Genomic DNA, 13,713 nt, shown 5'->3' on the forward strand with positions numbered 1-13,713 from the left:
TTTTGGTTATTTAAGGCCTAATTTTTCTTTACTGTATTTCAAACTTTCCAATATATTATTTTCTTCTACCGCTAGCCGTTCCTCGGGCGTTAGTTGTGATACCCTCGGCAGTGCCGAAGCATACTTGTTTTTTTTGACCATCTGAAGCGTTTGGGCAAATTCAGCCCCCGTAATACCCTCGAACGTGGCCCAATAATCCGAATTCAAACACGGAATCATCAGCGGGTCGCGGGTAATCATTTCTAAACTGAACGTAACATTGGGGTTGTGTTGCTGGCAAATACCCACCAGTTTGGGCAAATCCAATATTCCTTTCCCCAAGGGCACTTCTGACAATAAAAATCCTTCGGCGTATTCTTCCACGGCCATGTCTTTGATGTGCGTACTGACAAGATATGGGGCGAGCGTCTGCACTACCTCGGTGGGGTCTTCCAATAAGGCAATGTTATTGCCAAAATCTAAGGTTGCGCCAATCCATTCGCTGTTGATTTGCTTCAATGCCGCTACCAGTTCCTTCGCCCGCCAATCTTTGTGGTTTTCGACCGCTAGTTTGACTTTGTATTTGCGGAGAATCGGCTCGGCCAATTGTAGAGAAACCAACGAGCTTTTCTTAAAATCTTGAAAGGCCGCCGCCGAATGAAACACCTCATATCGCCGCCCACCCGAACAGACCGTGCGGAGGATTTGTGCACCCGCCTCCCGGGCATTCTTCACTTCATTCTCAAACGCAGCTACATCTTCTGGCTTTTTGGGCAAACCAATGGAGCCTTCTACGTAAAGTCCTAATTTCTCCCTTCTGTCGCGGACCTTTTGGGCAAAATCAAGACTCCAATCTTTCACCACTACCTGTATGCCCCCTGCGCCAATTTGATGACAATGTTCCAGTAAATCAACCGCATTTTGAAATCCTGGGTATTTAGCACTTTGAACTTTAGAGTTCCATCGGCTCGCGTACGAATGTACCACAATACCCATACGGGTAGAGGCCATAGGCAAAGAAAATTCAGGCAACGAAAGCGCCGTGAAACCCAAAGCAGTCTTTTGTATAAATTGGCGTCTTTTCATTCAGTGGATTCAGATTTAGGATGAGCATGAAACATTACGTATTCAATGGCTCTCATGGGAGTCACGTTATATTTGACCTTTGAATTGATAGCGTTGTGAAAGTCTTTAAATTTATCTTCATTGGTAATCTCCCCTAATTTTTTGAGATACCCTAAATACAAATCAACATTGTCTACACCATAATGCTTCTTTGTTTCTTTCAAATAAGCGTAAATATTACTGTCCCAAATTGCGTATTTATCAGGATTGATAAAGTGCAAAAGTTTAGAGGTACCAACCAAGGAATTATTTACACAAGCTTTTATTTCAACTATCTCGCTGCTATTAAGCAAATTACCTCGTTTTACTTTGTTCAATGACTCTAACACTTTATCAATATGTGCAAATTCAAAGGTTAAAATAGTAGGCATCCAACCATAGACAAAGTGAGCAGCAATCACTAAATTGTCTATTGTGATTTCTTCTACCCCAGCAAAATACTGTACGAAAAAAGGATAAGCATTTTTGTAAGATTCACGTCTCTTCTTTCCTTGTTCATCTTCTTTGTTTGGGGACTCTGAAATAGATTTAAAGCTTTCTTCAAGCCTTTCTAAGCTTAGATTCTTAAGTATTTCCAAATTTTTATCCATTCTGATAGGGCTATTTCGCTTTCTGTTCGGTTGCTTGACTCACATACTGATTCAATTCTTTGGCCGTCCAAGGCACTACTCTTCCCTGCGAAGTATGTCTGGTTTTACCGACAATCCCCTTGCTTACCGGGCCCGCATTGTTGCCCCATTCGTTGCGGATATACATCAATATTGCCATAATAGCCCCGTCGTCCATTGTAGAATGAGAAGGCATAACAGGCAGAATGTCAGGAACATCGTACAGCTTTCCTGCCACATCAAGTGGGCCTTCCATGCCGTGCAATACAATGAGCGCCAGCCGTTTTTCATCCCCCAACACCCACGAAGACTCTACCAAGGGCGGACCAAAACGGCTAAGTCCTGCCCCGTCACTGCCGTGGCAACCCGCGCAGGTAGTGAGATAATGTTGACGCCCCAGCGCAAACTGTTGCTGCTGTTCATCATTCAATAAACTCTGCTGAACTTGGCTCGCCTGGGCTACGTGGCCGGGCCATTCAAACAACGCCGAAGCGGTTTGTAGTCGCGTTTTTTGGAGAGGCTCCCAGTCGGTACGGGCAAACAACGTAGGTGCTGACGAAAGCCGAATGGGCTTAAGTTTGCGGTTTTTACCCTGAATAGACATGGCGGTAAGCATCGTTTTTTGCTGCCAACCAAACGACGCTTTGTCGACATCCAGCATCGCTAACAGCGCCGACATCTCCTTGGCATCCCGTTTACGAACAACGGCCGTCGTCAGCATTTCTAGAAATATTTCTTTCTCTGGTTGCGACGTTTGCCATTGAGGTGATTTCAACAATGATGCTAGAAAGTTAAATTCACGGTTGTATAAACTACTCATGACCGCATCGCGCATCAGCGGAAAAGTGATATTTTTCGTTAAAATTCTCGCCAACAAGGGTTGAGCTGCTTCGGGTTCAAGAACGTACGCAGAAAGGGCCATTTGAAGTACCTGTTCGGGGGCGGCATTCTCCTCTATCTGCCCCATAATTTGCTGTAATTTCACACGCACTGTCGCGTCTTTCTTCGCAAAAGGCTCCAATAGACGAAGCGCATTGGCGCTAACCAAAGGATTTTTATCCACCAATAATATAAAAAGTAAGTCGGCGGAAGTGGAATGAAGGCCTTCGAGCGTCCATAAAGCATGAAAACGAGCCAAGTGGTTGGCGCCGTTTAGCACCAAATCCGTCAATAACGGAATGCTTTGTTTATCATTTCGCTCAACGAGCAAACGTTGCGCCATGTCTCGTTGCCACCCTTCGGTATGCGACAGGGCCGCTACCAACTCCGCCGAAGATGCCTTCGATAACTTACGCGGCTTGGTGGGTTTCCAGTCGGCTGGAACGATCCGCCAAATACGCCCCCGATTGATGGGTTGCATCAATTTTCGGGTGAGGGTTTGCTCTTTTAAATAGGGAGTTACGTAGGCCCCGTGCTGAATGAGTCCACGGTACATATCAGCCACGTACAAGGCCCCGTCGGGTCCAGTCGTCAAAGCTACGGGGCGAAAGCGTTCGTCGGTCGAAGCCAGAAATTCTTTGCCCGGGTGCGGGTCTCGGGCCGATACCATAAAGCCCGTTTTGTCTACCACATTGCGTTTGATGAGATTTCCCGCAGGCTCACACACAAATACATTTCCGTTGTATTCTTTGGGAAAAACACCGCCCCTGAGCACCAACGGGGAGCACGCTGCCGTAAACTCTAGCAATCTTCCCGTAGCATCCAATGTTCCAGGAATATACCCCCGATTGACGGCGGGATTGGGCCGTATGGGATAAATCCGACGGTCAATCGTAAACCCGTGGTCAATACCCGTAGTAGGTGTGTGGTTTTTATTGCGTGAAAGGTAATTGGGCGGCACCAAATCTCCGTGCAACTGCGACCAGTTGTAGTTATAATAAAGACGCCCTTCATCATCGTGGCTCATGCCCCATTGTCCCCGAAATTCGGTACTATCGCGCCGCCATTTGCCATCCTCAAGCCGATACCGTAAACGCGATTTGGCGTTGTAAATCCAGTTGTCCGTGTTGAGCATCAGCCCATTGTCTGTATGTTCGGGCAAGCCATTGCGGGCGTAGGTAGAATCAAGGAGTATTTTGGATTCGGCTTTTAGGTTTCCATCCAAGTCTTGCGCCAACCACAGGGAATTATTGGCGGCCACAAGCGCACCGCCTTTGACCAACGCGATGGCCCGGGGCATCACCAATCCATCCAAAAAAACGGTACTGTGGTCCATTGTTCCGTCGCCGTTTTTATCTTCGAGCACCGAAATCCGTCCCACGGGTTTTTCCTCACCTTCTCCGTCGATGGTGGGCATAAACCCCCTCATTTCGACTACCCAAAGCCGTCCGTCTTCATCAAAAGTAACCACCACGGGTGCCTGAATCATTGGTTCGGCAGCCACTAATTGTATTTTAAAACCCGGTTCAAGCTGGAAGGTCAGTTTCTCTTCGGCAGGCGTTTTGGCGGGAGAAGGCCCGTCCTTTTGTTGGGTCGACAACAGGGCAAATATGCTCATACCCCCTGCCAATCCGACGCAAATGCTCCCTCTTGAATACGTCCAGAATTTCCTGTATAATTTAGCTTTGAGGTTAAAACGAGTCATTAGAAAGGTGTTTTTTGGTAGCTGACCTTGCTATTGACTTTACAAGAATAAATTGAACAATTTTTACTGAATCAATTTTAAGAAGTAAGGGGAGAGTCAAAAACCCTACTTACATTTCCCCATATAAAACAAATAAAAAAAGCCGATTCTTTCGAATCGGCTCCCTACAGAAATCATGTAGTTATTATTACCAACGTTTCTTGAAATCGTTGTCACGGCCACCACCGCCACCGCCATAGCCGCCACGGCTTCCGCCGCCACTGCCACCACGATTGCCGCCGCCGCCAAAACCGCCACCGCCACCAGTGCGTGGACGATCTTCACGGGGACGTGCTTCGTTTACAACGAGCACTTTACCCATAAAATCAAATTCATTCAACTGTGAAATGGCTTGCTTAGCCTCGTCGTCATTAGGCATTTCGACAAAAGCGAAACCCCGGCTCTTACCCGTAAACTTGTCCATGATAATGCGGGCAGAAGATACCTCGCCAAATTCCTCGAATAATTCGCGTAATTCGTCATCGTTCGCCTTGAACGGGACGTTTGCTACATAAATGTTCATTTGTTTGATCAGTAAAAACGTTTGGTGCGCTACGGACGGCCTTCGATCTAAACTCCGTCCGACAGATGACAAGTACGCAGCAATGCGGTCGAGAGAAACAGAGAAACTTCCAATAGCGAGACAAAGGTAAAAACTAATTTTCTCATTTTTTATATCCCTTCCAAGGATTTTACAGAAATTTCTCAGAAAAGCGCAACCCCTAAGTGATTTTTTCCGTACATACTTTTTGTAAGGCTGAGGGAGCTTGGACTTACAGGGCATGTTTGCCTTTATTATTTGAGGAACGCACACGCGCAAGTCGGGGACAGCAACTGCCGTCCTCGACTTTTTTTGTTTTTAAGGGGAATAAACAAAGGATTTTCAGCCGTTATTTATTGATTTAAAACCCGCAAACCCGCGTTTTTAAACTCCTCTATTTTGTCTTCTTCCTGCTCATCAGTCACCAATACATCCACCAATTGAAGGGGCGCAAAGGTCAGGTATCGGTTTCGGCCCAACTTAGAAGAATCACACAACAAGTAAGTTACATGGGCATTGGCAGCCATAGCTTTGGTCATTTCAGCCTCTTTTTCGCTTCCAGCACTCAGGCCGTTTTCTGTTGAAATGCCATCTACTCCCAGAAAGGCTTTGTTGGCACGGTACCGTTGAATGTGTTCGGTGGCAATGATTCCATGAACAGCCTGACGCTCATTATCCAATTCACCACCAATCAAATTGATGGAAACTTCCGTATTCATCAGCTCGTACACCACAGGCAGGGAATTGGTAATGACCTTTATTTTTTTGTTTTTGATGAACGGGCAAAGCCGAAAAACGGTACTGCCACAATCCATAAAAATCACGTCTCCGTCGTTGATTTCAGCCGCTGCCAAACGACAGATATGCTCCTTTTTTTCGGCATTGACTCCTGATTTTTGCGCAAAACTGACGGGTGGGTTCACCAGACTCAATTTCATGGCTCCGCCGTGGGTGCGGTAAATGAGACCATCGGCCGCCATTTGCCCCAAATCGCGCCTTATCGTAATCTCCGAAGTATCAATCAATTGCGCCAATTCCTTGACTTCTGCCTCCCCTTTTTCTTCAACGATTTTTAAAATGATTTGCTTTCTGCTTTGATAACTCATCTCAACTCATTTATTTTGCTCAAAAATAATCAAATCCATTCAAAAACAATCAAATTAACAGCCATGAATAACCCAAATGTTAAAATCATTGAAGAAAAACTGCTTTCAGACAATTGGTATACCCTCAAAAAAATCACCTTTGATTACCGAAATCCTGCGGGGCAATGGGCCCAACAATCACGTGAAGCCTACGACCGGGGCAACGGCGCTGTGATTCTTCTTTACAACCGGGAAAGCCAAACCGTGATTCTTACCCAACAATTCAGAATGCCAACCTACGTCAACGGCAACGCTACGGGAATGTTAATTGAGGCTTGTGCGGGATTGCTCGACAAAGATAACGCCGAAGATTGTATTAGAAGAGAGACCGAAGAAGAAACGGGCTACCGAATTACGCAGGTAAAGAAAATTTTTGAAGCCTACATGTCGCCCGGTTCCGTGACCGAAATTCTTTACTTTTTCGTGGCCGAATATCACAAAGACATGAAAGTCAACGAGGGCGGCGGAGCCGAACATGAGCAGGAAAACATACAGGTGCTAGAGCTTCCCTTCCAACAGGCGCTCCAAATGATAGAAACGGGCGAAATCAAAGACGGAAAAACGATTATGCTGCTTCAATACGCCCATATTCACGGGCTTTTGTAAAATTCATTGCGGCCGATGGTAGAGCGCCAAACCTGCAATGGGCGTTTCCATGATGTGCCCCACCACAATGCCTTTTTCGGCAGCAGCCCGGCGCAGAATATCGCTGTAATAAAAAGCAACAGAGCCCACAAAATGAGCTTTATATTTTTGATAATCAGGAAGTTTGCAGACGTATTTGGTCAAAAATTCAATAAACGCATCATACACCAATTTGTACGCAAACGGATGGCTGCGGTTGTCGAACAAAAACTTAGAAAAAGTAGCAAAGTAGCGATTGGGAAACGACTTTTTATAGGCATTTTCCAACACGATTTCACGATTTAGCCCGTAGCGCTTGGCAAATTTTTCTGCTAAGTCTTCGGGCATTTCTTTCTGTAAAAACGCCGTCACGAGGGTTTTGCCCAAATAACCGCCGCTGCCTTCGTCGCCGAGCCAAAAACCCAGCGAGGGGATTTTATCGGCTATGTCGCGCCCATCGTACAAACAGTTGTTGGAGCCCGTACCCAAGATACAGGCAATGCCCGCTTCGTGTCCACAAAGCCCACGCGCCGCACCGAGCATATCACTATCGACTTCGATGGTTTGGGCCGTCGGGAAAACGGCCTGTAATCCGCGTCGTACAATGGCACAGGGTTCTTCCCCTGCGCATCCCGTGCCGTAAAAATGAATTTCGGTTACTTCGCCTTCGACCGCAGGCAGTAAGTTTTGGGTCAATTCGGCCGCAATGGATTCAGATGTTTGGTAATATGGGCTCAGACCTATCGTTTTTGCCTGTTGAATTCCTCCTTGTGGGTTGATGATGCGCCAATCGGTTTTGGTCGCGCCGCTGTCTGCTATTAAAATCATAATTTTTCTATCACTCCCTTTTTTTCGCTGCCATTTTTTGTCATTCCGTAGGAATCTATTTCAATCGGTGTTTTTTTTGGTAGAAACCAATAGTCTTCTTCGTAAAATTATACTGAATAAAGCAAACGATTTGGAACACGGATGACACTGATATTCTAACACGGATTTTCACGGATAAATGAAAAATCTTCGGCAGAAATGGTTTTCATTTTACCTTGCTTCTATTTGTTTCAACTCCTCAAATCCCTGCTTAATATTCTTCCACGTTTTTTTTGTGAAGGCGTAAGTTGTGCCTCAAGCGGGGATTCCTGCTTCACTTTCACAAATTTAAGATTACGAACCAACTGTATAAAAAATTCGTATTGTTGGTCAGGCACTTGAATGGTTATTTGACGCATAGCCGTAAGTGTTTCGACAAAGTTAGGTAATTTCGCCTTTTCGTTAGTGATGTATGAACACCGTATTGAACAAAAAAGTCCGTTTTGAGGAATTAAACCTGATTGATTACCAGCAGGCCTGGGACTATCAGGAGAAGCTTTTGGCCGAAAATGTAGCCATCAAAGCCCACAATCGGAATGCCCCCACCGACCAACAACGCAGCACCACCAATCACCTGCTTTTCTGTCAGCATCCGCATGTCTACACGTTGGGCAAAAGCGGACATCCCGACAATTTATTGGTTGATGCAACACAATTAGCTGAAATAGAGGCCACTTACTATAAAATCAATCGTGGTGGTGATATTACTTACCACGGCCCGGGCCAATTGGTCGGCTATCCGATTCTGGACTTAGAGAATTTCTTCACCGACATTCACCGCTACATGCGTACGCTGGAAGAAGCCATCATCTTGACCTGCGCCGACTACGGTCTTTCGGCAGGGCGCATCGACGGACTGACGGGCGTGTGGCTGGATTTTGAAACCCTACAAAACCCGCGCAAGATATGCGCCATGGGCGTAAAATGCAGCCGTTGGGTCACGATGCACGGTTTTGCGTTTAATGTCAACACCGATTTATCGTATTTTGGGCACATCGTCCCCTGCGGTATCACCGACAAAGCCGTCACCTCTCTTCAACAAGAACTCGGCCGCGAACTCCCGATGGCGGAAGTAGAAGAAAAGGTAAAAGAGCATTTGGCGGAGTTGTTTGGGATGGAGTGGGTATAATGGGTGCCGTTTTGGGAATTCTTTAGCCATAAAAAATTGGGCGGAGACAACACTGCCAAGGGCTGAATTTCTTAATTTTACTGAAAATACATTTTCACCCATGATTTCGACTATCCTGCAACAGAAAATAGTAGACTATCTCAAACCCTACAAGCCAACTCGGGTGGGTATTTTTGGGTCGTACGCCCGCAACCAGCAACGGCAGGAAAGCGATTTGGATATTTTGGTCAATTTTGAAAAAACGGTCAATTTATTAGATATTGTTGGCATTGAGATGGATTTAACAGACATTCTTGGTATCAAAGTAGATCTAGTTTCCGAGAAATCCATCCTGCCTGCCATGCGACCTTATATTGAAAAAGATTTACACATTCTCCTGTGAAGAAAGAGCCACATATCTACGTTGGACATATTTTACAGTGCATTACATCCATTCTTGAATATACATCGGGGATGAATGAAGATGACTTTTTACGCAACAAACTCGTTCAAGACGCGGTATTGAGAAACTTTGAGGTAATTGGTGAAGCCTCAAAGCAAATTGATACCCCCTTTCGTGAGCAATACACTCAAATCCCTTGGCGAAAAATGGCAGGTCTGCGCGACAAACTTATTCACGATTATATGGGTGTAGATTTATGGGCGGTATGGGAGGTCGTAGCCACTATTTTACCACAACAGGCAATTGATTTCAAAAATATAGTGAATGATTTGGAAAAGAATAATTTTTAACCGTTGTGTATTTAATCCATAGTTTTTGCAATGCCTGATTTTCTTCAACTATTATGGATATTTACTAAGCATAACTTTAACAAACAAAATTGGGCAGTGACATCACCTCTATTTTCTTTCGATATATGCCAAAATAGCCCCAATATCTTCTTTTGATAAACTGGGGAATGGGGTCATTGATGCTTTATTAAATTTCAGATACAAATCATTGGCATATTTATCCCCACTTGCCAATACTTTTTGCGGATTTTGCACCCATTTCAGTATCCATTCCTCACTGCGTCTTTGAGTAATTCCTTTAAGGCCAGGCCCCACTACCATTTCATCACTCGAACTGTGACAGGAAATGCAGTTTTTATCAAAAAGTTCTTTTCCGTATAATTGAATCGGGGTCATGATTGTTAAATCATCATATTGCTTATTACTATAGTCTATCACAGCACAATAAAGTTGTTGACTTCCAGCATTATCATTTTCTATGTACTCATAGGATGAAAAAATCATCAAAAATATAGCAAGTATTGTTAGGATTATACACCACCTAAGCAAGCTAACAATGATGATTATCTGATTTTTATCCATTTTAGCCGTTGTGGGTGTTTTTCACCCACAATTTTTACAATGCCTGAATTTCTCTAATGATTATGGGTATTTTCTAATCATAACTTTATCAAAAAAGCTTGGCGGTGAAAACACCTCCAAGGGCATAAAAGTCTCTTTCTCGCCCTACCCCAAAGCAACATTATAAAATTTTATTTACTTCCCCAACTATTACCTTTGCAGTTCATTTGAGTACCTGTCCATGATTCACGAGATTCTTAAACAATACTGGGGATACAACCAATTTCGCCCTTTACAGGAAGAAATCATTCAGTCTGTGCTGGCCAAGCGCGATACCTTGGCCCTGCTGCCTACGGGCGGCGGCAAGTCGCTGTGTTTTCAGATTCCCGCCTTAGCCATGGAGGGCGTTTGCATTGTGGTTACCCCGTTGATTGCCCTCATGAAAGACCAAGTGGAGCAACTGCGGCGGCGGCACATCATGGCAGCCGCCATTTATTCAGGCATGAACTGGCACGAAATCGACATTGTGCTCGACAACTGCATCCACGGCACCACCAAGTTTTTATATGTTTCGCCTGAGCGGCTCCGGGCCGATATTTTTTTGGCGCGGGCCAAGATGATGAAAATCAACCTGCTCGCCATCGACGAAGCGCACTGTATTTCGCAATGGGGCTACGATTTCCGTCCTTCCTACCTGCAAATTGCCGACTTCCACGCCCTGATTCCGGGCGTGCCCATCATCGCCCTCACTGCCTCGGCCACTGAACCCGTAAAGTTGGATATTTGCGAAAAGCTACAAATGCGCGAGCCTGCCGTTTTTCAGGCAACGTTTGCGCGCTCCAATCTGTCGTATTCGGCTTTTTTTGAAGAAAACAAAGACGCTCGCCTCGTCCGGATTTTGCAGAATGTACCCGGTTCGGCCATTATTTACGTGCGCAACCGCCGTCGCACCAAAGAAGTGGCGGATTGGCTGAACCGACAAGGTATTCGGGCGGAGTTTTACCACGCGGGCATCCCCACCAATCAGCGCGGCGAAATACAGGAAGCTTGGATTCGCAACCGCGTGCGGGTCATGGTGGCCACCAATGCCTTTGGCATGGGCATCGACAAACCCGACGTGCGGGTGGTGATTCACATTGACCTGCCCGACAACCTCGAAGCCTACTACCAAGAAGCGGGGCGCGCGGGACGCGATGGCCTAAAAGCCTACGCCGTGGCGCTGTATTCGCCCAAAGACCTGAACGAGCTTGTGCGCAATGTGGAGCAAAAATACCCGCCTATCGAGCTAGTTCGGCGGGTGTATCAGGCGTTGGCTAATTTTTACCGCGTGCCCGTGGGTGGCGGAGAACTGGAGTATTTTGACTTTGATTTACAGGCTTTTACAGGGACGTTTGGCTTGCCTGCTTCCGAAACCCACTACGTCATCAAATTGCTGGAAGAAGAAGGTTTTTTGCAATTGAGCGACGCCTACAATAGCTCGTCCAAGATTCACATTGTGGTCGACAATCGCGCGCTGTACGACCTTCAACTCAAGTATCCGCAGTACGATAGTTTCATCAAATTGCTGCTGCGAATGTACGGCGGCGAAATTTTCACGCAGTTTGTCAACATTTCCGAAACCATTATCGCACAAAAACACTACATCATGGAACCCGACGTGGTGAAGATGTTGCAGAGCTTGCATGATTTGGGCGTTTTGGTGTACGAAAAGCAGCGCGACAAGCCACAATTAAGCTTCCTCACGCCCCGCTACGACGCCGACATGCTGCCCATCAATGCCTTGGCGATTCAGGAAAAACACCGGGCCGACCTTGAGCGTATCGAGGCCGTTGCCAATTATGTGCAACATTCCACCCGCTGCCGCACGCAGTTGTTGCAACAGTATTTTGGAGAACACACCGACGAACGTTGCGGAATTTGTGATAATTGTTTGGCCAAAAAGAAAAAAACGCCCGCCAATCCCGAAAACGGCAAGCTCAAAGCGGAGATTTTACGGTTACTAAATTTAAGCCCGCTTACGCCCCAACAGTTGGTGGCGTCGTTCGGCATTAAAAACGAACAGGCGGCCATTGACACCATTCGGGAACTATTAGAGGATGAAGTGGTTGTCTATGAAGGAGAAGGCACTTTGCGACTGCGTCAGTAGCGAATATTCACGCAAAGGCGCAGAGAAACCTCCTTACACCTTAATTATTTTTTACAAGAAATAAGTACCATACCCAAATGAACATAGGCGATAAAGTCAGATTAGTCCATTCCAAAGAGGAAGGCATCATTACGCGTTTTTTGCAAAACGATGTGGTGGAGATTGAAATTGAAGAAGGGTTCCGTTTACCAGTCCTCAAACGAGAGCTGGCCGTGGTGTCGGCGGTAGAAGGGCAGTTTTTTCGCGGACAAAAAGTCAGTCCGACTGTCGAAAAGTCATCCGAATCACGACCGACGGGCATCAAGGCTGAAAAAGGTATTTTTATGGCGTTTGTGCCGCTCAACGACCGAGAAATTGCATTGCATCTGGTCAACAATACCGACTGGGACCTTCCCTACGCACTTACGATGCCCACCGAGCGCCACCAACGCGGTCTTTCGGGCGGGGTGATGAAAGCCAAAACCAGCGTAAAAGTGCAAGATTTGTTAATCAAGGACTTTGACGAGTGGGGCACGTTTGTGTTCAATTGCCTGTATTACACCGTTGGTTTTGCCCCCGAGCGTGCGCCGTTTAGCAAGCGGGTGAAGTTTCGGGCCAACACGTTTTTTAAAAATAAACGCAAAGCTCCGCTCCTCGACAAAGACGCGTATCTGTATCAACTCGACAGCGATGAAAAGGAAAAATCTGACCAACCGCTGAACGCGCAGGCGCTGAAAGAAAAGATGTTTGAGAAAAATGAGCCTGATACACCGCTTCCGACAAAAGTAGAACGCCCAGCGGCGGTCATTGATTTGCACATCGAAAAGCTTACCCGCGATTTTATGACGCTGAGCAACTCACAAATGGTTGAAATTCAGCTAAAAACTTTTGAACAACAACTCGAAAAAGCCATCGCCAGCGGCATGGATGAGATTACGTTCATCCACGGCGTAGGCAATGGAGTACTCCGCACTGAGCTGCACCGCCGCATGAGCAAACACAAAAACGTGAAATTTTTTGAGGATGCCCAAAAAGAAAAGTTTGGGTACGGCGCCACCAAAGTGAAGATTAAATAACATTTTATAAAATGATGTAGAAGGCTTGCTGAGATATTCAGCAAGCCTTGCTGTACTACCAAACCTATGATGAAAATTAATGTGCGGCCACTAAATTCTGGGCTGTAAGCGGAATACCCAAGGTCGTTACTTCTTTTCGGAAGGTCTTGGTTGCGGTATGTTCGCGGTCGCAGACCACGATGCTGTATTTTCCCGCGGGCAATTGACTCAAATCAAAACGAACCAGTTTTTGGTATTCATACTTGCCCATTTTTTGACTGGCGAGCACCGTCCCCGAATGGTCGACCATGATGATTCTCACGGTACTAGCTAAGTCTTTATTGACGTGGACCTTTATAATGGAGGTTCCTTCCACCGACGTTGTGAGGGTCTGAAAGGTGGGTGTTTCAATACCAGCCCACTTGGGTGATTCCTGGGCCTGAACAATGGCCGACACACCTAAAACAAGCGAAGTTGCAATTATTTGGCAGAGCGTTTTCATAGCAGGGTAAGTTAATTTTTGAAAAAAAAGAACCCTTTAAATTGTAAAATATCCTAATTCGCTACCAACTTATTCGCCCAAGTAAGGATATTTATCG

Annotated in this window: 14 protein-coding genes; 6 read left to right on the plus strand and 8 right to left on the minus strand. The window is 45.9% G+C overall.

Annotation, left to right across the window (positions count from 1 at the left end; all coding sequences use genetic code 11):
- Positions 1-6: 6 nt before the first annotated feature.
- The 5 genes from NCI00_RS21925 to NCI00_RS21945 form a co-directional block, all read right to left on the minus strand.
- The gene (locus tag NCI00_RS21925; protein WP_253531230.1) at positions 7-1,065 is read right to left on the minus strand and encodes a sugar phosphate isomerase/epimerase family protein; all 1,059 of its coding nucleotides are present in this window, start codon (positions 1,063-1,065) and stop codon (positions 7-9) included.
- Positions 1,062-1,694, minus strand: a complete 633-nt coding sequence (locus NCI00_RS21930; protein WP_253531232.1) for a hypothetical protein — start codon at positions 1,692-1,694, stop codon at positions 1,062-1,064. The genes NCI00_RS21925 and NCI00_RS21930 overlap by 4 nt, the downstream gene beginning before the upstream one ends.
- Before the next feature lie 10 nt (positions 1,695-1,704).
- Positions 1,705-4,296 (minus strand): DUF7133 domain-containing protein, encoded by a 2,592-nt coding sequence (locus NCI00_RS21935; protein WP_253531235.1) that lies wholly within the window; start codon positions 4,294-4,296, stop codon positions 1,705-1,707.
- Positions 4,297-4,483: 187 nt separating this feature from the next.
- Complete coding sequence (gene rbp, locus NCI00_RS29515) at positions 4,484-5,119, minus strand: RNA-binding regulator (RefSeq protein WP_310586785.1); 636 nt, start codon at positions 5,117-5,119, stop codon at positions 4,484-4,486.
- Positions 5,120-5,229: 110 nt separating this feature from the next.
- Entirely contained in the window at positions 5,230-5,982 is a 753-nt protein-coding gene (locus tag NCI00_RS21945) for a DeoR/GlpR family DNA-binding transcription regulator (protein ID WP_253531238.1), read from the minus strand.
- A 63-nt stretch (positions 5,983-6,045) separates the two neighbouring features.
- Here NCI00_RS21945 and nudK point away from each other — a divergent pair, with 63 nt between their 5' ends.
- Entirely contained in the window at positions 6,046-6,627 is a 582-nt protein-coding gene (gene nudK, locus NCI00_RS21950; RefSeq protein WP_253531240.1) for a GDP-mannose pyrophosphatase NudK, read from the plus strand.
- A 3-nt stretch (positions 6,628-6,630) separates the two neighbouring features.
- Here the strand turns inward: nudK and NCI00_RS21955 are convergent, their stop codons facing one another.
- Entirely contained in the window at positions 6,631-7,473 is an 843-nt protein-coding gene (locus NCI00_RS21955) for an N-acetylglucosamine kinase (RefSeq protein WP_253531242.1), read from the minus strand.
- Between the two features lie 451 nt (positions 7,474-7,924).
- On the opposite strand from NCI00_RS21955, the gene lipB reads away from it, so the two are divergent.
- The 3 genes from lipB to NCI00_RS21970 all read left to right on the plus strand — a co-directional run bounded on the left by lipB (position 7,925) and on the right by NCI00_RS21970 (position 9,373).
- Positions 7,925-8,641 (plus strand): lipoyl(octanoyl) transferase LipB, encoded by a 717-nt coding sequence (gene lipB / locus NCI00_RS21960; protein WP_253531246.1) that lies wholly within the window; start codon positions 7,925-7,927, stop codon positions 8,639-8,641.
- Between the two features lie 100 nt (positions 8,642-8,741).
- On the plus strand, positions 8,742-9,023 hold the full coding sequence (locus NCI00_RS21965) for a nucleotidyltransferase family protein (RefSeq protein WP_253531249.1): 282 nt from the start codon (positions 8,742-8,744) through the stop codon (positions 9,021-9,023).
- Positions 9,020-9,373 (plus strand): HepT-like ribonuclease domain-containing protein, encoded by a 354-nt coding sequence (locus NCI00_RS21970; RefSeq protein ID WP_253531252.1) that lies wholly within the window; start codon positions 9,020-9,022, stop codon positions 9,371-9,373. Before NCI00_RS21965 ends, NCI00_RS21970 begins: the two co-directional genes overlap by 4 nt.
- 108 nt (positions 9,374-9,481) lie before the next feature.
- Here NCI00_RS21970 and NCI00_RS21975 read toward each other — a convergent pair whose 3' ends face one another.
- Complete coding sequence (locus tag NCI00_RS21975) at positions 9,482-9,955, minus strand: c-type cytochrome (protein WP_253531255.1); 474 nt, start codon at positions 9,953-9,955, stop codon at positions 9,482-9,484.
- 220 nt (positions 9,956-10,175) lie between these two features.
- On the opposite strand from NCI00_RS21975, the gene NCI00_RS21980 reads away from it, so the two are divergent.
- Positions 10,176-12,080 (plus strand): RecQ family ATP-dependent DNA helicase, encoded by a 1,905-nt coding sequence (locus tag NCI00_RS21980; RefSeq protein WP_253531257.1) that lies wholly within the window; start codon positions 10,176-10,178, stop codon positions 12,078-12,080.
- Positions 12,081-12,157: 77 nt separating this feature from the next.
- On the plus strand, positions 12,158-13,135 hold the full coding sequence (locus NCI00_RS21985; protein WP_166558861.1) for a Smr/MutS family protein: 978 nt from the start codon (positions 12,158-12,160) through the stop codon (positions 13,133-13,135).
- Positions 13,136-13,211: 76 nt separating this feature from the next.
- On the opposite strand, the gene NCI00_RS21990 is transcribed toward NCI00_RS21985, so the two are convergent.
- Positions 13,212-13,616, minus strand: coding sequence for a hypothetical protein (locus NCI00_RS21990; RefSeq protein ID WP_253531259.1), 405 nt, complete (start codon positions 13,614-13,616; stop codon positions 13,212-13,214).
- Positions 13,617-13,713: the final 97 nt, after the last annotated feature.

Source organism: Runella salmonicolor, assembly GCF_024158025.1.
Lineage (GTDB): Bacteria > Bacteroidota > Bacteroidia > Cytophagales > Spirosomataceae > Runella > Runella salmonicolor.